The 15148-nt window shown below is 62.6% G+C and carries 16 protein-coding genes and 1 riboswitch; of the genes, 12 read left to right on the forward strand and 4 right to left on the reverse strand.

Annotated features, from left to right (window positions below; translation table 11 throughout):
• Window positions 1-7: 7 nt before the first annotated feature.
• A complete protein-coding gene (locus K4O48_RS07510; RefSeq protein ID WP_222912029.1) occupies window positions 8-811 on the reverse strand; it encodes a metallophosphoesterase in 804 nt (267 codons plus the stop codon).
• A 152-nt stretch (window positions 812-963) separates the two neighbouring features.
• A riboswitch (cobalamin riboswitch) is annotated at window positions 964-1183 on the forward strand.
• A gap of 115 nt (window positions 1184-1298) precedes the next feature.
• Here K4O48_RS07510 and btuB point away from each other — a divergent pair.
• From btuB to K4O48_RS07570, 12 genes are read left to right on the forward strand one after another with little or no spacing between them, the layout of a single operon-like run.
• Window positions 1299-3170, forward strand: coding sequence for a TonB-dependent vitamin B12 receptor (gene btuB, locus K4O48_RS07515; protein WP_222912030.1), 1872 nt, complete (start codon window positions 1299-1301; stop codon window positions 3168-3170).
• Between the two features lie 39 nt (window positions 3171-3209).
• Window positions 3210-3779, forward strand: a complete 570-nt coding sequence (locus K4O48_RS07520; RefSeq protein WP_222911409.1) for a hypothetical protein — start codon at window positions 3210-3212, stop codon at window positions 3777-3779.
• Window positions 3776-4387, forward strand: a complete 612-nt coding sequence (cobO, locus tag K4O48_RS07525) for a cob(I)yrinic acid a,c-diamide adenosyltransferase (RefSeq protein WP_222911410.1) — start codon at window positions 3776-3778, stop codon at window positions 4385-4387. The genes K4O48_RS07520 and cobO overlap by 4 nt, the downstream gene beginning before the upstream one ends.
• Window positions 4388-4435: 48 nt before the next feature.
• Window positions 4436-5731 (forward strand): cobyrinate a,c-diamide synthase, encoded by a 1296-nt coding sequence (locus tag K4O48_RS07530; protein WP_222911411.1) that lies wholly within the window; start codon window positions 4436-4438, stop codon window positions 5729-5731.
• Complete coding sequence (gene bluB, locus K4O48_RS07535) at window positions 5728-6378, forward strand: 5,6-dimethylbenzimidazole synthase (RefSeq protein ID WP_222911412.1); 651 nt, start codon at window positions 5728-5730, stop codon at window positions 6376-6378. Before K4O48_RS07530 ends, bluB begins: the two co-directional genes overlap by 4 nt.
• On the forward strand, window positions 6375-7286 hold the full coding sequence (cbiB, locus tag K4O48_RS07540; RefSeq protein WP_222911413.1) for an adenosylcobinamide-phosphate synthase CbiB: 912 nt from the start codon (window positions 6375-6377) through the stop codon (window positions 7284-7286). Before bluB ends, cbiB begins: the two co-directional genes overlap by 4 nt.
• The gene (gene cobD / locus K4O48_RS07545; protein WP_222911414.1) at window positions 7279-8271 is read left to right on the forward strand and encodes a threonine-phosphate decarboxylase CobD; all 993 of its coding nucleotides are present in this window, start codon (window positions 7279-7281) and stop codon (window positions 8269-8271) included. The genes cbiB and cobD overlap by 8 nt, the downstream gene beginning before the upstream one ends.
• Window positions 8268-9737, forward strand: coding sequence for a cobyric acid synthase (locus K4O48_RS07550; protein ID WP_222911415.1), 1470 nt, complete (start codon window positions 8268-8270; stop codon window positions 9735-9737). Before cobD ends, K4O48_RS07550 begins: the two co-directional genes overlap by 4 nt.
• Window positions 9734-10255, forward strand: coding sequence for a bifunctional adenosylcobinamide kinase/adenosylcobinamide-phosphate guanylyltransferase (gene cobU / locus K4O48_RS07555; protein ID WP_222911416.1), 522 nt, complete (start codon window positions 9734-9736; stop codon window positions 10253-10255). The genes K4O48_RS07550 and cobU overlap by 4 nt, the downstream gene beginning before the upstream one ends.
• The gene (cobT, locus tag K4O48_RS07560) at window positions 10252-11304 is read left to right on the forward strand and encodes a nicotinate-nucleotide--dimethylbenzimidazole phosphoribosyltransferase (RefSeq protein ID WP_222911417.1); all 1053 of its coding nucleotides are present in this window, start codon (window positions 10252-10254) and stop codon (window positions 11302-11304) included. Before cobU ends, cobT begins: the two co-directional genes overlap by 4 nt.
• Window positions 11301-11894, forward strand: coding sequence for an alpha-ribazole phosphatase family protein (gene cobC / locus K4O48_RS07565; RefSeq protein WP_222911418.1), 594 nt, complete (start codon window positions 11301-11303; stop codon window positions 11892-11894). Before cobT ends, cobC begins: the two co-directional genes overlap by 4 nt.
• The gene (locus K4O48_RS07570; protein WP_222911419.1) at window positions 11879-12610 is read left to right on the forward strand and encodes an adenosylcobinamide-GDP ribazoletransferase; all 732 of its coding nucleotides are present in this window, start codon (window positions 11879-11881) and stop codon (window positions 12608-12610) included. Before cobC ends, K4O48_RS07570 begins: the two co-directional genes overlap by 16 nt.
• An 8-nt stretch (window positions 12611-12618) precedes the next feature.
• On the opposite strand, the gene modC is transcribed toward K4O48_RS07570, so the two are convergent.
• Genes modC through modA form a run of 3 tightly spaced genes read right to left on the reverse strand, consistent with a single transcriptional unit; the run spans window position 12619 to window position 15148 of the window.
• Window positions 12619-13707, reverse strand: coding sequence for a molybdenum ABC transporter ATP-binding protein (gene modC / locus K4O48_RS07575; protein ID WP_222911420.1), 1089 nt, complete (start codon window positions 13705-13707; stop codon window positions 12619-12621).
• Window positions 13704-14393, reverse strand: coding sequence for a molybdate ABC transporter permease subunit (modB, locus tag K4O48_RS07580; RefSeq protein WP_222912031.1), 690 nt, complete (start codon window positions 14391-14393; stop codon window positions 13704-13706). The genes modC and modB overlap by 4 nt, the downstream gene beginning before the upstream one ends.
• Window positions 14393-15148, reverse strand: a complete 756-nt coding sequence (modA, locus tag K4O48_RS07585; RefSeq protein WP_222911421.1) for a molybdate ABC transporter substrate-binding protein — start codon at window positions 15146-15148, stop codon at window positions 14393-14395. Before modA ends, modB begins: the two co-directional genes overlap by 1 nt.

The raw sequence follows: 15148 nt of genomic DNA on the forward strand, positions 1-15148 counted from the left end.
CGCTGGTCTACCAATGCAGGTTGAAATGCGAGCCCAGCACGAAGCGATCATCCAGCAGATCCCAGCGTTCTACACAGGCTTTCTTATCGGCGCCTGGATGAAGTTTTAAACGGTTAAACGAGTTTGGCGAGGTGCCGCGAACCCGCGACGACAGCGTGGTGCCGGCCTGCACCATCCATATCTCCCGCGAGAGCCCTGGGTATTGCCTGGACAACGGCAGCACATAGGGCAAGTGGATATGTCCGCCCATCACCAGATCCAGACCCTGATCGGCCCAGCGGTGCAGCGCATCATCGGCGTTGTGCTGCAGGTTGCTCAGGTCACTCAGGACCATTGCGCCGAAGGGCTGGTGCGCAACCACGATGCGCAGCTTGTTCGGATCTGTCTGCTTGAGCCGCTGCGTGACCGATCGCACCTGTTCCTCGGTTACCAAACCATCCTTGTGTCGCCGCGGATGGGTAGTGTTGAGGCCGATGATCAATACATCATCGTCTTCGAAGGTCGGCTCCAGGTCCTCGCCGAAGTGCCGGCGATAGTTTCGGTAGGGCATCAGAAAGCGAGCAAACACGTTGTACAGCGGGATGTCGTGATTGCCTGGAATGACCAACGTTTCGGCAATCCCGTGGCCGTGCAGGCGCTGCACGAATGCCTGTGCCGCGGCAAACTGGGCGGCCTTGGCGCGCTGGGTGATATCACCCGAAAAGATCAGCAGGTCGGCGCCATGCTCGCGCACATGATCTTCCATGGCTTGCACCACGGCCGGTTGCTCGGTGCCGAAGTGGGTGTCGGAGATCTGCACGATGGTCGTCATTGGGCGGGCGTCTCTGGTTGGGTGGGCCGATGCCGGTGCGGCATTGTTACATTCGAAGCCGATCAGCGCCGGGCGTTCCGGTGAGTCGTTGGAGAAGTGCGTCCGCATGTGCTGATAGATGCTTGCGGTTGCGCTACACGGGGCCTTGAACTAACCTCCGCGCTGCTTCAGGTGCCCTGGCGATACGCCACATGGGTGAAACAGGGAAGCCGGTCCATTCTTACGAAGATCCCGGCGCTGCCCCCGCAACGGTAGGCGAGACAAGAAACCGCTCACAGCCACTGTGCCACAGGCATGGGAAGGCGCGGTTTTCGGACGCTGCAAAGCGTCCGCTCGCGAGCCCGGAGACCGGCCTGTCGCATTCCACGGCAGTGCGGCGGGCGCTGATCGGGGTGCGGCTGCCTGCACCTGCACTCCCATCTCTGCAATCTCCGTCTGCCTTTATCGACTGCATGTCGTGCGGCGGGCACGACGGAGACCTGATGTGATTCGCAAGCCTTTTACTGCTTCTGCAGCCTGTGCGCTGCTGGGCTATTCCTCGCTGTCCTTTTCCCAAACCCCCCAGCCGTTAACCCTGGATGAGCAGGTGGTTACAGCCACCCGTACCGAGCGGTCGTTCAGCCGTATCGCGTCGAGCACCGTGATTACTCGTGAAGACATCGCGCGCAGTCAGGCGCCGAGCGTGCCCGACTTGCTGCGCGGCCTTGCAGGCGTGAGTGTGTCGACCAATGGAGGGCGCGGCAAAAGCGCTTCGGTCTATGTGCGCGGCACCAGCAGCCAGCACCTTCTAGTCCTGGTGGATGGAATAAAGATCGGTTCGGCCACGGCCGGCGGCGCCTCGCTGGAAAGCATTCCGGTAGAACACATCGAGCGCATCGAACTGGTGCGCGGGCCGCGCTCCAGTCTTTACGGTTCGGAGGCGGTGGGCGGTGTGATGCAGATCTTTACCCGTCAGGCCGAAGGGGATGGGTTCAAGCCCTATTTCTCCGCCGGGGCAGGGAGTCGCTCCAGCTTCGACGGCACGGCAGGCGTCTCCGCTGTGCAGGGAAACGGCTGGTTCAATCTCGGCGTGGCCAGCGAATCCACAGACGGCATCAACTCACGTGCGTTCCGTTCCTCCGCGCCGCGTGCTTATGAGGCTGACGCGGACGGCTATCGTGAAACGTCCGGTTCACTGCGTGGCGGTTACCGCTTTGACAATGGCCTGGAACTGGACGGTAGCTGGCTGCACGTCGAGAGTCACAGCGACTACGACTCGAGAACGACCTCCGGAACCAGCGGCCGCTTTGCCTACAGTGACGGCAGTCAGCAAGTCGTGGGCGGACGTGCGCGGTTTGCTCCGCTCGATGCATGGCTGGTGACCTTGCAGGCGGGCCACAGCGAAGACAATGGCGATAACTTCCGAGATGGAACCTTCTTTTCGCGGTTCGATACCAAGCGGGACACGTTCGGTTGGCAGAACGACTTCACGCTGGCAGACGAACAACTGCTCTCGCTCGGCTTCGACTACCAGCAGGACCGTATCGACGTCAGCGATGACTATTCCATCGATTCGCGCACCAACCAGGGTGGCTACCTCCAGTATCAGGCTCGCTTCGGACGGCACGGGGTTGTGGCTGGCGTGCGCCGGGACGACAACCAGCAGTTTGGCAATCATGACACCGGCAACCTGGGCTGGAGCTACGACCTGCGCGACAACCTGGTACTCAGCGCTTCCTATGGCACTGCTTTCAAGGCGCCGACCTTCAATGATCTGTATGCACCGGACACGGGTTTCACAGCGGGCAATCCGGGCCTGAACCCCGAAGAGTCGCAAAGCTATGAGTTGGGTCTGAAAGGCGAACAGCGGTGGGGCGCGTGGAGCCTGAACGCGTTCGAAACTCAGGTTGACGATCTGATCATTTGGACCGGCAGCAGCCCCATGCAACCGCAGAACGTCGATGTTGCTCGGATTCGCGGCGTTGAAGGCAGTGCGGCTACACAGATGTTCGGTTGGGATGTCGCGACCACCCTGACGATTCTCGATCCCCAGGATCGCAGCAAGGCCAACCATGGGCATCTGCTGCCACGTCGTTCCAAGCGCACCCTAAATATTGATCTGGACCGCGAAATCGGTCGCTTCGCCGTCGGTACCACCTTCTACACGGCCAGCCAACGTTACGACCGAGCCAGCAACGCCGAGGCTGAGCGACTGCCGGGCTATGCCCTTATGGATCTACGAGGCGAGTACCGCATCGACGAGTCGTGGCGGCTGCAGGCCAGGCTGAGCAACCTGTTCGACCGCGATTACGAAACTGCTCAAAGCTATGAACAGCCTGGTAGGGCGGTTCACTTCACGGTCCGCTATCAGGCGCTTTAACCGCGCTTTTGGGCGCAGTACCTTTCCAAGGAGAACACAATGATCAAACTGTCCCACCGGGCCCAACTGGCCATCGGCATTTCGCTGGTGGCGCTGATGGCCATGACACGTGGCCAGCACTTCGCTTCGGTGAACCTGCCGAGTGCGTCTTGGGCGGTGTTCTTCATCGCGGGAGTTCTGCTCACGCCGCGCTGGGTATTTCCAGCACTCTTCGTTGAGGCTTCGCTGCTGGATTTCGCGGCCATCGAATGGAACGGGGTGAGCAGCTATTGCGTGTCTCCGGCGTACTGGATGCTGGTGCCGGCTTACGGCTCGTTGTGGCTCGGAGGCCGGCTCTATGCGCGACTGCATCGTGATCGCCTTGTCAGCCTGGCGTCATTGGCTGGATGCGTGATGCTGAGCGCATTCGTCTGCTATCTGTTTTCAGGCGGCGGGTTTCTATTCTTCTCCGGGCGCTACCCCGATCCGAGCCTGACGCAGCTGGCCGAGCGCATCGGCACTTATTACCCGCGGTATCTGGGGACGTTGGCGTTGTATGTCGGCACCGCTGCGGTGCTGTTCGTGGGGCTTCGTGCCTGGGCCACTCAGCGCAATGGGGCCCGAGCATGAACGAGGCCAGCGGACGCGACGAGCGCCACAAGGCACGCATGCAGCGAAAGAAAGCGCTGGTCGACCAGAAAATTGCCGAGGCTCAAGCCGAATACGGTTTGCTATTGGTCCACACTGGCAATGGCAAAGGCAAGAGCAGCTCGGCGTTCGGCATGGTTGCACGTGCCTTGGGGCACGGCATCAAGGTGGGTGTCGTGCAGTTCATCAAGGGGGCCGCCAGCACGGGTGAGGAAAATTTCTTCCGGCGCTTCCCGGACGAGGTCAGCTATCACGTGATGGGCGAAGGCTTTACCTGGGAAACCCAAGACCGTCAGCGCGACATCACCAAGGCACGGGAAGCCTGGGCGGTGGCGGCTGAACTGCTGGCTGATCCAAGCATCGGGTTGGTCGTGCTTGATGAGCTGAATATTGCGCTGAAATACGGCTATCTCGACTTGGAGCCCGTACTCGCCGACATCGAGTCGCGGCCGTTACTGCAGCACGTCGTAGTGACCGGTAGAGGCGCGCCCCCAGGGCTGATCGAGGCCGCCGATACGGTCACCGACATGAGCGTGGTCAAACATGCGTTCAAGGCGGGTGTGAAGGCGCAGAAAGGCGTGGAGTTCTGATGCCTATCTTTATCGCACGCATCGATACGTCTGCCGGCTGCACGCACGATGGATGAGCCTCGCCACTGCCCGGCGGTGTTGATTGCCGCGCCCGCGTCTGGCCAGGGTAAGACCACCGTAACAGCTGGCCTGGCGCGGTTGCATACGCGCCAGGGTAAGCGGGTCCGCGTGTTCAAGTGCGGTCCCGACTTTCTCGATCCGATGGTCCTGGCCCGAGCCAGCGGCCATCCTGTCTACCAGCTCGATATGTGGATGGTCGGCGAGCAGGAAAGCCGTCATTTGCTTTGGGAAGCAGCGGGTGACAGCGATCTGATCTTGATCGAGGGCGTCATGGGTCTGTTCGACGGCAGCCCGTCGGCCGCCGATTTGGCGAGACACCTGGGCATTCCGATCCTGGCGGTTATCGATGGCTCGGCCATGGCGCAAACGTTCGGTGCTTTGGCGCATGGCCTGGCCAGTTTTCAACCGGGTCTACCTTTTACCGGCGTGCTGGCCAACCGCGTAGGCAGCAGCCGCCACGGCGACATCCTGCGTGATTGCCTGCCGCCAACGCTTGAGTGGTACGGGGCGCTGCCGCGCAGCGAGGCCATGGAATTGCCGAGTCGGCACCTTGGTCTGGTGCAAGCCGATGAGCTGTCCGACCTGGATGCGCGGCTAAACGCGGCGGCCGATGCGTTGGCGAGAAGTGCGGATTGCCGGCTGCCTGCTCCGGTCCGCTTCCAGCCCCAGGCAGGCCAGGCATTGCCGCGGCTCTTGAACGGCGTACGGATAGGCGTGGCACGCGATGCAGCATTCGCGTTCATCTACCAGGCCAACCTTGATCTGCTGCGCTCGCTGGGCGCTGAACTGCTGTTCTTTTCGCCGTTGCAGTGCAACCAATTACCGGCTGTGGACAGCCTGTACCTGCCCGGTGGGTATCCGGAGTTGCATATGCAGGCGCTGAGCGGGAATTACCCGATTGCCGACGCGATCCGCCGGCATCACCTGTCAGGGAAACCAATCGTGGCCGAGTGTGGCGGCATGCTCTATTTGCTTGACGGACTGACAGATAAACACGGCGTACGGCAAGCAATGCTTGGTCTGCTGCCTGGCGAAGCCACGTTGCAGCCGCGCCTCACTGCGCTGGCACTGCAGGACATTGAGCTGCCGGAGGGGCGCTTGCGCGGCCACACCTTCCATCATTCCTCGCTCGAATCATCACTCCGGCCGCTTACCCGAGGGGAGTGCCCAAACTATAAGCGCACTGCCGAAGCGGTTTTTCGCGAAGGGCGACTTACCGCTTCCTATATCCATTTCTACCTGCCATCGAATCCGGAGGCAGCCGCGGCGCTGTTTAAACCATGAGCAAACACGCCTTTCCCGATTCGCAACGGGCCGGCGTCTACCGTGCGATTGCCGAACGGCGGGATATGCGCCATTTCTGCAGCGGGACGGTCGCCCCCGCGCTGTTGGCTCGCCTGTTGGAAGCGGCACATCAGGCGCCCAGTGTCGGTTTAATGCAGCCCTGGCGGTTCATTCGTATCACGCAACGCGAGGTGCGAGAGGCGATCGCCGAACAGGTCGAAGCGGAGCGCCTCCTGACCGCCAAGGCGCTGGGGGAGCGGGGTGACACCTTCATGCAGTTGAAGGTTGAGGGCATCCTCGAATGCGCCGAGCTGTTGGTGGTCGCGTTAATGGACGGGCGAGAAGCGCACGTGTTTGGCCGCCGTACCTTGCCACAGATGGACCTCGCTTCGGCCGCCTGTGCGATCCAGAACCTGTGGCTTGCGGCTCGCGCAGAAGGGCTGGGAATGGGTTGGGTGTCGCTGTTCGATCCGCAGGCCTTGGCAGCGCTGCTCCAGATGCCAGTGGGCGCCGAGCCGATTGCGGTGATTTGTCTTGGCCCGGTCGCCGAATTTTATTCGGCGCCCATGTTGGCGCTCGAAGGCTGGGCCGAGCCGCGCCCACTCGACGAACTGCTGTATCACAACAGCTGGGGTGCGAGCGGATGAGTGTCGCGCTGAGCTGCCTGGCCGGGGTTGGTCTGGACGTGCTGCTGGGTGAGCCGCGCCGCCGTCATCCACTGGTCATGTTCGGAGAGGTGGCGAATCGTTTAGAGGGGCATTTCAATGGCCCCGACGGCCGCGGCTGGCGCAGCCACGGCGTCACAGCGTGGTGCATAGCGGTTTTGCCTCTGACGGTTGTGGCCTGGCTGCTCAGTCTTCTGCCCGGGATCGGGTGGTGGGTGGAGGTTCTGCTGCTGTATGTAGCGCTCGGCCTTCGCAGCCTGGGCGAACACCTACTGCCCGTTGTGAGTGCGTTGCGTCAAGGCAGGCTGGCTGATGCGCGAATCCGCGTTGGCTATATCGTCAGCCGCGACACGAGTGGCCTGGACGAGCACGGCGTGGCGCGCGCGGCGACCGAGTCGGCGCTGGAAAACGGCAGTGACGCCGTATTCGCGGCCTTGTTCTGGTTCGCGCTGGCCGGTGCGCCAGGCGTCGTCCTGTATCGATTGAGCAATACCCTGGATGCGATGTGGGGCTACCGCAACGCGCGCTTCGGCCGATTCGGCTGGGCGGCCGCGCGGATCGATGATGGACTCAATTACCTTCCTGCGCGGCTGGTCGCGTTGACCTATGCCGTACTCGGCCAGACCCGTACCGCGGTTCGTTGTTGGCGACGTCAGGCATCGCGCTGGGACAGCCCAAACGCGGGACCCGTGATGGCGGCGGGTGCCGGTGCGCTGGGTGTTTCGCTGGGCGGCCCTGCCATTTATCACGGCGAGGTTCATGTACGCCCGATGCTCGGTGTAGGTGCTGCGCCCATGACTGGCGATATCGAACGTTCGCTGGATCTGGTGTGGGGCGGGGTTGGCCTCTGGTTGCTGGTGATGGCCTTGGGAGATTGGCTGCATGCTTGAACACGGTGGCCGTTTGCGTGCGGTGGCGAAGGCATTCGGTATCCCGCTGTCGGACTGGCTCGATTTGTCGACAGGCATCGCACCTTACGGATTCGATGTACCGCCCGTGCCTGCAGAGGCCTGGGCACGCCTCCCCGAGGTCGACGACGGGCTGGTGGCCGCTGCACGCGCCTATTACAACGCCGAATCGCTATTACCAGTTTCCGGCTCCCAGGCGGCTATCCAGATGCTGCCGCGACTTCGCCGGCGAGGGCATGTTGGGGTCGTTTCTCCTTGTTATGGTGAGCACGCCGAGGCCTGGCGTCGAGAAGGCCACTGCGTATTCGAATTCAGTGAAGGCAGCGTCCCGCGAGCCCTCGAACAGCTGGACGTGTTGGTGATTGTCAACCCGAACAATCCAACGGGCCGGCTGTTCTCACCGGCACGCCTGTTGGAGTGGCATGAGCGGCTGGCGGCGCGAGGCGGTTGGTTGGTCGTTGACGAGGCCTTCATGGATCCGACTCCCGCGCAGAGCCTCGCCATGCACAGTCATTTATCAGGGCTGATCGTGCTGCGTTCGTTCGGCAAGTTCTTTGCCATGGCCGGTGCGCGGCTTGGATTCGTACTGGCGGAGCCTGATGTGCTCAGTCTGCTGGATGAGGCGTTGGGCCCTTGGCCCGTGACCGGACCCTCTCGATTCGTCGGAGCTGCCTTGCTGAGCGACCGGCCAGGCCAGCGTCTGCAGCGCGAGCGTCTGTCGGTCGATAGCCACCGGCTGAGCCAGTTGCTGATCGAACATAAGCTGCCGCCCACCGGTGGGTGCGGGTTATTTCAATGGGTTGCCACGGACCGATCGGATCGGCTGTTTGAGTTGATGGCAGGCCGAGGCATCCTCGTTCGCCGCTATCGCTACCCCGAGAGCGTGCGATTCGGCCTGCCGGCCGACGAGCCCGGTTGGCAACGGCTCACAGACGCATTGTCTGCGTTTCAGGAGGGCGAGACATGAGCACCTTGATGGTCCAGGGCACCACCTCCGATGCGGGCAAGAGCACACTGGTCACCGCCCTTTGCCGTTGGCTCAGCCGTCGCGGCGTGTCGGTTGTGCCGTTCAAACCGCAGAACATGGCGCTCAACAGTGCCGTGACTGCCGATGGTGGCGAGATCGGCAGAGCCCAGGCGGTTCAGGCGCAGGCCGCCAGGCTCGCACCGCATACCGATATGAACCCGATCCTGCTCAAGCCCAACAGCGATACCGGCGCGCAGGTGATCATCCACGGGCGGGCGATCGGCAACATGGATGCCGTGGCGTATCACGATTACAAGCGCGTAGCGATGACTGCCGTTCTCGACTCCCACCGGCGCTTGAGTACCGATTTCGACGTGGTGATGGTCGAGGGAGCGGGCTCTCCTGCGGAGATCAATCTGCGCGCCAATGACATCGCCAACATGGGTTTTGCCGAAGCGGTGGATTGCCCGGTAATCCTAATCGCGGACATCGACAAGGGGGGTGTATTCGCCCATCTCGTGGGTACGCTTGAGTTGCTTAGCGGGAGTGAACAGGCGCGGGTGAAGGGCTTTGTGATTAATCGATTCCGCGGCGATATTGCCTTGCTGCAACCGGGCCTCGATTGGCTCGAGCAGCGCACGGGCAAACCCGTGCTCGGTGTGCTGCCCTACCTGATGGACTTTCATCTCGAAGCCGAAGACGCAGTCGATGTTCGTCAATCGATAAAGGAAGGGCAGACGCTGAACGTAGTGGTGCCGGTATTGCCCCGTATCAGCAACCACACCGATTTCGACCCGCTGCGCCTGCATCCCCAAGTGGATCTGCGTTTCATCGGTCCCGGGCAGCGCGTTCCGTCTGCCGATCTGATCATTCTGCCGGGCTCCAAGAGCGTGCGTGCCGATCTCGCGTGGCTGCGTGAAAACGGCTGGGAAACCGCCATCACGCGCCACCTGCGTTACGGCGGCAAGCTGCTGGGCGTGTGCGGCGGGCTTCAGATGCTCGGTGAGCGGATTGCCGATCCCCTCGGTTTAGAGGGTGCACCGGGCCTAAGTCAGGGGCTGGGGCTGCTTGAGTTCTCCACGACGCTCATGTCCTGCAAGCAGCTGCGTAACGTTCGGGGTCGCCTGGCGCTGGGTGACGAAGAGATCAGCGGCTACGAGATTCATGCGGGGGTCAGCACGGGGCCGGCGCTCGAACGCGCGGCCGTGCGGCTCGACGATGGCCGTTTCGATGGTGCTATCAGCAAGGACGGCCAAGTGCTCGGCACCTATCTCCACGGGTTGTTCGAATCACCGAGCGCGTGCATGGCGCTGTTGCGGTGGGCCGGGCTGGAGCAGGTGCAGCAGGTGGACTATTACGCGCTGCGCGAGCGTGACATCGAACGCTTGGCTGACCTGATCGATGCGCATCTGGACACCGGCTGCCTGCTGGCGCTTTGTGGGCTCGAAGAGCGATTCACGAAATGATCGAACTCATTCTCGGTGGTGCTCGATCAGGCAAGAGCCGGCTGGCGGAACGAATCGCCGGTGATAGCGGCTTGCCCGTCACCTACGTCGCCACTAGCCAGCCGTTGGACGGTGAGATGAGCGAGCGCATCGCGCATCACCGCGCCCGACGGCCGCGCGAGTGGGCATTAATCGAAGAGCCATTGGCCCTGGCAGCCGTATTGCGTCAGCACGCCCGCGCTAATCACTGCGTGTTGGTGGATTGCCTGACGCTCTGGCTTACCAACTTATTACTGCTCGACAACCCGACACGCCTGGCAGAGGAGCGCGGGGCGCTGGTCGAGTGCCTTGCCGATCTGGCGGGACGGGTTGTGCTGGTGAGCAACGAAACCGGATTGGGCGTGGTGCCGATGGGCGAGCTGACCCGCCGCTATGTCGATGAGGCTGGGTGGCTGCACCAGGCGTTGGCCGAGCGGTGTGATCGTGTCGTTTTCACCGTGGCGGGTTTGCCGATGATTCTTAAAGGAGCGCCCATTTGAACAATCAGTGGTGGTTGAATGCGTGTCGTCAGCCGGACGAGCGGGCAGGTGAGGCGGCACTGCAGCGCAATGCTCAGCTGACCAAACCGATTGGTGCGCTGGGACGTCTCGAAGCGCTGGTGCCGCCGCTTGCGGCCTTGCAAGGCCGCGAGCGGCCCTCGGTAGATCGTCTGTGGATCGCGTTGTTTGCGGGCGACCACGGTGTCGCTGAAGAAGGAATATCGGCGTTTCCGCAATCGGTCACCGGGCAAATGCTCGGCAACTTCGTTAATGGTGGCGCAGCCATCAGCGTGCTTGCCCGCCAGTTGCGAGCACGATTGGATGTGACCGACCTGGGCACTGCCGTTCCGCTACAGGCGCTGCCGGGTGTGCGCCATCTCGAATTAGGCGCCGGCACGAAGAATTTCACGCGCGAAGCGGCAATGAGTGCTCCGACCTGCCAGCTCGCCATGCAGGCCGGGCGTGACAGCGTGGTACGGGCGCAACGTGAGCAGACCGAACTGTTCATTGGTGGCGAAATGGGCATTGGCAACACCACCACTGCCGCCGCTCTTGCCTGCGCATTGCTGAACTGCGCCCCCGAGGATCTGGCGGGCCCCGGAACCGGGCTGGACGCCGCAGGCGTAGCGCACAAATGCGCGGTTATCCGGCGCGCATTGACGCTTCATAAGGGCTCGCACGACATATTCGAATGGATGCAGCGGCTGGGAGGTTTCGAGCTGGCGGCACTGACCGGCGCCTACATCGCCTGCGCCCAGCACGGCATCGTTGCGCTCGTCGACGGCTTTATCGCAAGTGTCGCGGCGCTGTGCGCCGTGCGGTTGAACCCCGACTGCCGCGCCTGGCTGATGTTTGCTCACCGTTCGGCCGAGCCGGGGCACAACGCGGTATTAACGGCCCTGGACGCACGGCCGCTGCTGGATCTGGATCTGCGCCTGGGTGAGGGTAGTGGCGCGGCACTGGCGGTCCCGCTGTTGCGGTTGGCCTGCGCGCTGCATGACGGCATGGCCACCTTCGACGAGGCCGCTGTCGCAGCGAAGCATTCATGAGCCTGCAACTGGACATGCTGCGCCATGGCGAGACCGAATTCGGCGGTGGTTTTCGCGGGCGTCTGGATGATGCGCTCACCGCGCGCGGTTGGCAGCAGCTTCGTGCAGCCGTCATCGATCGTGAGCCGTGGGATCGAATTATCAGCTCACCGTTGCGACGCTGCGCGGCGTTTGGCGCCGAGCTGGCGGAGCAGCAATCGCTCTCGCTCGAACTGGAGCCTGACCTGCGCGAGCTCGATTTCGGTGAGTGGGAAGGGCGCAGTGCCGCGGATCTCATGGTTGAGGACAGCGACGCGCTAGGTCGTTTCTGGTCTGACCCGTATGGCTTCACCCCGCCTGGCGCAGAGCCTGTTCTGGCGTTTGAGACACGCGTGCTCAAGGCCGTCGAACGGCTAGTCGACCGTTGCGCCGGGGAGCACGTGTTGCTCGTAACCCATGGTGGTGTGATGCGCCTGCTAGTGGCGCACGCCCGAGGGTTACCGCGTGAGCAGTTGTTACAGGTGGAGGTTCGTCATGGCGAGCTGTTCCGGCTGAGGATCGGCTTTACAGACGCCACGCTCTGGCTGGAAGAACAATGCAGCCCTTTCTGATCGCCGTGCAATTTCTGACGTGTCTGCCGGTGCGACTAAACGGCATGCCTGAGCCGCATCAGGTTGGCAGATCGCTGCTGTATTACCCGCTGGTGGGATTGCTTCTGGGCGCCGTGTTCTGGCTGCTTGGGCTGGGGCTTGCCAGCGCAGCGCCAGCTCTCCAGGCAGCGCTGGTGCTGACGGCCTGGGTAGGGCTGACCGGTGCGCTGCATCTGGACGGTCTGGCCGACAGCGCCGATGCATGGTTAGGCGGCCTCGGTGATCGTGAGCGTACGATGACGATCATGAAGGACCCACGCAGCGGTCCAATGGCCGTGACCGTACTGGTCCTGTTGTTGTTGCTCAAGTTCGTCGCGCTGTGGACGCTTATCCAGCAGGGCCTGCTGTTGGCGTTGTTGCTTGCGCCGCTGATGGGGCGGGGCGCACTGCTAGCGCTGTTTCTCACCACACCTTATGTGCGGCCCGGCGGGCTGGGTCAGACACTTGTCGAGCGCATGCCGCGAGCGGGCGTCAGCGTTGTGTTGGCGGCGGTCGTGCTGGGTTGTTTGTTGGCAGGCGCAAGCGGCTGGATGGCGCTGTCGCTTACGGCGGTCACCGTTTTCATGGTGCGCCGAAGCCTCTGCAGGCGACTCGGTGGCACCACGGGCGATACGGCCGGTGCGCTGCTGGAACTGGTCGAGTGCTCAGTGTTGGTCGGCTTGGCGCTGCTGGGCTGAGCGATGCGTCAGCCCAGCAGCGCTACCGTCTTGATCTGCGCCCAGAGCGCTTTGCCCTCGATCACGCCGAGTTGATCGGCTGATCGCCGCGTGATCCGCGCCAAAAGCGGCGTGCCCTCTGCGGTGAGACGAACCAGTACGTGTGCCGGTGTATCGGCCGTGACGACCTGTTCGACGCGCACCGCCAGTAGATTGCTGATGCTGGTGCCCTCGGCTCGTCCCAGCGTGAGGCTGACGTCCCGCGCATGCACGCGAAAACGCAGCGGGTGGCCGACGGCCTCAGGCCGCTTCGTCACTAGCACCTCCCCGCCTTGAAACACCAGGCGCGTGAGATGGTATTCGGCATCATGGCCGGTGACGACGGATTCGACGACGACACCTGCTTCGTCACCGAAGGCGGTCGGCAAATCCAGGCGGGCTAGCGTCTCGTGCAAGCCGCCCTGGGCGACCACTCGACCCTCATCGAGCAAAACAAGATGGTCGGCGAGTCGGGCTACTTCGTCCGGCGAGTGGCTGACATACAGCACTGGGATGTCCAGCTCGCCGTGCAAACGCTCCAGGTACGGCAGGATTTCCTGTTTACGCTTCAGATCGAGTGCCGCGAGCGGCTCGTCCAGCAGCAACAAGCGGGGACTGGTGAGCAATGCGCGAGCGATCCCGACCCGTTGCCGCTCGCCGCCTGACAATCGCTCCGGCAAACGATCGAGCAGGTGTCCGACGCCCAGCAACTCGACCGCCGTATCCCACGCAACCCGCCGTTGGCGCTTATCGATCCGCTTCATCCCGAACTCAAGATTGCCTTTGACCGACAGGTGCGCGAACAGGTTGGCGTCCTGGAAAACGTAGCCAATGCCTCGTTGGTGCGGCGGCAGGAAGTGCTGACGGCGCGATTCCTGCCAGCACTCGCCATTCACCTCCAGGCGTCCGGAGGCGCTAGGTTCCAGCCCTGCGACGCAGCGCAGACAGCTGGTTTTGCCGGAGCCAGATGGGCCGAACAGGGCGGTGATACCCCGTCCCGGTAATTGAAGGGCAACGTCCAGCGTGAAGCCGGGATGCTCAAGACGGAGCGCCGCATGGATTCCGCTCAGGCTGGTCATCCGCGCCACCCCGGCCGAAGGCGGCTGTTATAGAGAATGAGGAGTACCAGGAAAGAAAAAAGCAACATGCCACCGGCGAGCCAGTGTGCCTGCGCGTACTCCATGGCTTCGACATGGTCGTAAATCTGCACCGAAAGCACGCGAGTTCTTTCGGGAATATTTCCGCCGATCATCAACACGACGCCGAATTCGCCGACCGTATGGGCAAAGCCGAGAATGCTGGCGGTAATGAAGCCGGGGCGTGCCAGCGGCAGAACGACCGAGAAAAAGGTGTCCAGCGGGCTGGCACGTAAGGTAGCCGCCGCCTCCAGCGGGCGCTCGCCGATGGCTTCGAAGGCATTCTGCAGCGGCTGCACTACGAAGGGCATGGAATAGAACACCGATCCCACCACCAGACCCGCAAAGGTAAAGGGCAGCACGCCGAGCCCGAAGGACTGGGTGACCTGACCCACGGGGCCATTGGGGCCCATCGCCACCAACAGGTAGAAGCCCAGTACGCTGGGTGGAAGCACCAATGGCAGCGCCACCACAGCACCGATTGGGCCTTTCAGGGGCGAGCGGGTACGCGCCAACCACCAGGCAATTGGCGTTCCTATCAACAGCAGCAAGAGCGTAGTGACGCTAGCGAGCTTAAGCGTCAGCCAGATCGCGGAGAGGCTGGCGTCATCCAAGTGAGGCAAGTCCATCATTCTGCACGGTAGCCATAGGCCTTGATCACCTCGGTCGCCGCTGCGCTCTTCATGTAATCAAGCAGGGCATGGGCTGCTGCGTTGTCTTGTGCGCTGGTCAATAGCAGGGCGTCCTGGCGAATCGGTGGATGATACGAGGCCGGGACGATCCATCCTGATCCGCTGCGAATTCGCCCCTTCGCCAACACTTGAGAGAGGGCGACGAAGCCCAGCTCCGCATTCCCACTGGCAACGAAGTGGTGGGTCTGGGCGATATTCTCACCCTGCACCAGCCGGTCGCTGACAGATTCGAGCACGCCGAGCTCTTTCAGCGTCGCCAGGGCGGCGGCACCGTAGGGCGCCGTTTTCGGATTGGCAACCGCCAGGTGTCGGAACGCGCGCTGTGTCAGCACGCCCGCCTGATCGTCTACGTAGTCGTCTTTGGCGGACCAGAGCACCAACGTGCCGGTGGCGTAGGTGAAACGACTGCCGGTTACGCCCAACCCTTCGGATTCCAGCTTGGCCGGAACCTGTTCATCAGCGGCCAGCAGCACCGCGAACGGTGCACCGTTTCGAATCTGCGCATACAGCTTTCCCGTCGAGCCAAAGGCCAACAGTGCTTTATGGCCCGTGAGCGCCTCGAAGCGCTCGGCTATCACCTGCATGGGGGCGGTGAAGTTCGACGCCACTGCAACCTGCACCACGTCCGCGCGCCCGATCAGGGGAGCACAGGTGGCTATTACCGTGATGAACATCATGTGAATGCTATTCAT

Source organism: Pseudomonas sp. DNDY-54 (genome assembly GCF_019880365.1).
Classification (GTDB): Bacteria; Pseudomonadota; Gammaproteobacteria; order Pseudomonadales; family Pseudomonadaceae; genus Stutzerimonas; species Stutzerimonas stutzeri_P.

What these genes read in the sequence shown, in the direction of transcription:
- K4O48_RS07510 (WP_222912029.1), bottom strand. Translation starts at nt 811, where the DNA reads ATGACGACCATCGTGCAGATCTCCGACACCCACTTCGGCACCGAGCAA.
- K4O48_RS07520 (WP_222911409.1), top strand. Translation starts at nt 3,210, where the DNA reads ATGATCAAACTGTCCCACCGGGCCCAACTGGCCATCGGCATTTCGCTG.
- cobO (WP_222911410.1), top strand. Translation starts at nt 3,776, where the DNA reads ATGAACGAGGCCAGCGGACGCGACGAGCGCCACAAGGCACGCATGCAG.
- K4O48_RS07530 (WP_222911411.1), top strand. Translation starts at nt 4,436, where the DNA reads ATGGATGAGCCTCGCCACTGCCCGGCGGTGTTGATTGCCGCGCCCGCG.
- bluB (WP_222911412.1), top strand. Translation starts at nt 5,728, where the DNA reads ATGAGCAAACACGCCTTTCCCGATTCGCAACGGGCCGGCGTCTACCGT.
- cbiB (WP_222911413.1), top strand. Translation starts at nt 6,375, where the DNA reads ATGAGTGTCGCGCTGAGCTGCCTGGCCGGGGTTGGTCTGGACGTGCTG.
- cobD (WP_222911414.1), top strand. Translation starts at nt 7,279, where the DNA reads ATGCTTGAACACGGTGGCCGTTTGCGTGCGGTGGCGAAGGCATTCGGT.
- K4O48_RS07550 (WP_222911415.1), top strand. Translation starts at nt 8,268, where the DNA reads ATGAGCACCTTGATGGTCCAGGGCACCACCTCCGATGCGGGCAAGAGC.
- cobU (WP_222911416.1), top strand. Translation starts at nt 9,734, where the DNA reads ATGATCGAACTCATTCTCGGTGGTGCTCGATCAGGCAAGAGCCGGCTG.
- cobC (WP_222911418.1), top strand. Translation starts at nt 11,301, where the DNA reads ATGAGCCTGCAACTGGACATGCTGCGCCATGGCGAGACCGAATTCGGC.
- K4O48_RS07570 (WP_222911419.1), top strand. Translation starts at nt 11,879, where the DNA reads ATGCAGCCCTTTCTGATCGCCGTGCAATTTCTGACGTGTCTGCCGGTG.
- modC (WP_222911420.1), bottom strand. Translation starts at nt 13,707, where the DNA reads ATGACCAGCCTGAGCGGAATCCATGCGGCGCTCCGTCTTGAGCATCCC.
- modB (WP_222912031.1), bottom strand. Translation starts at nt 14,393, where the DNA reads ATGGACTTGCCTCACTTGGATGACGCCAGCCTCTCCGCGATCTGGCTG.
- modA (WP_222911421.1), bottom strand. Translation starts at nt 15,148, where the DNA reads ATGAATAGCATTCACATGATGTTCATCACGGTAATAGCCACCTGTGCT.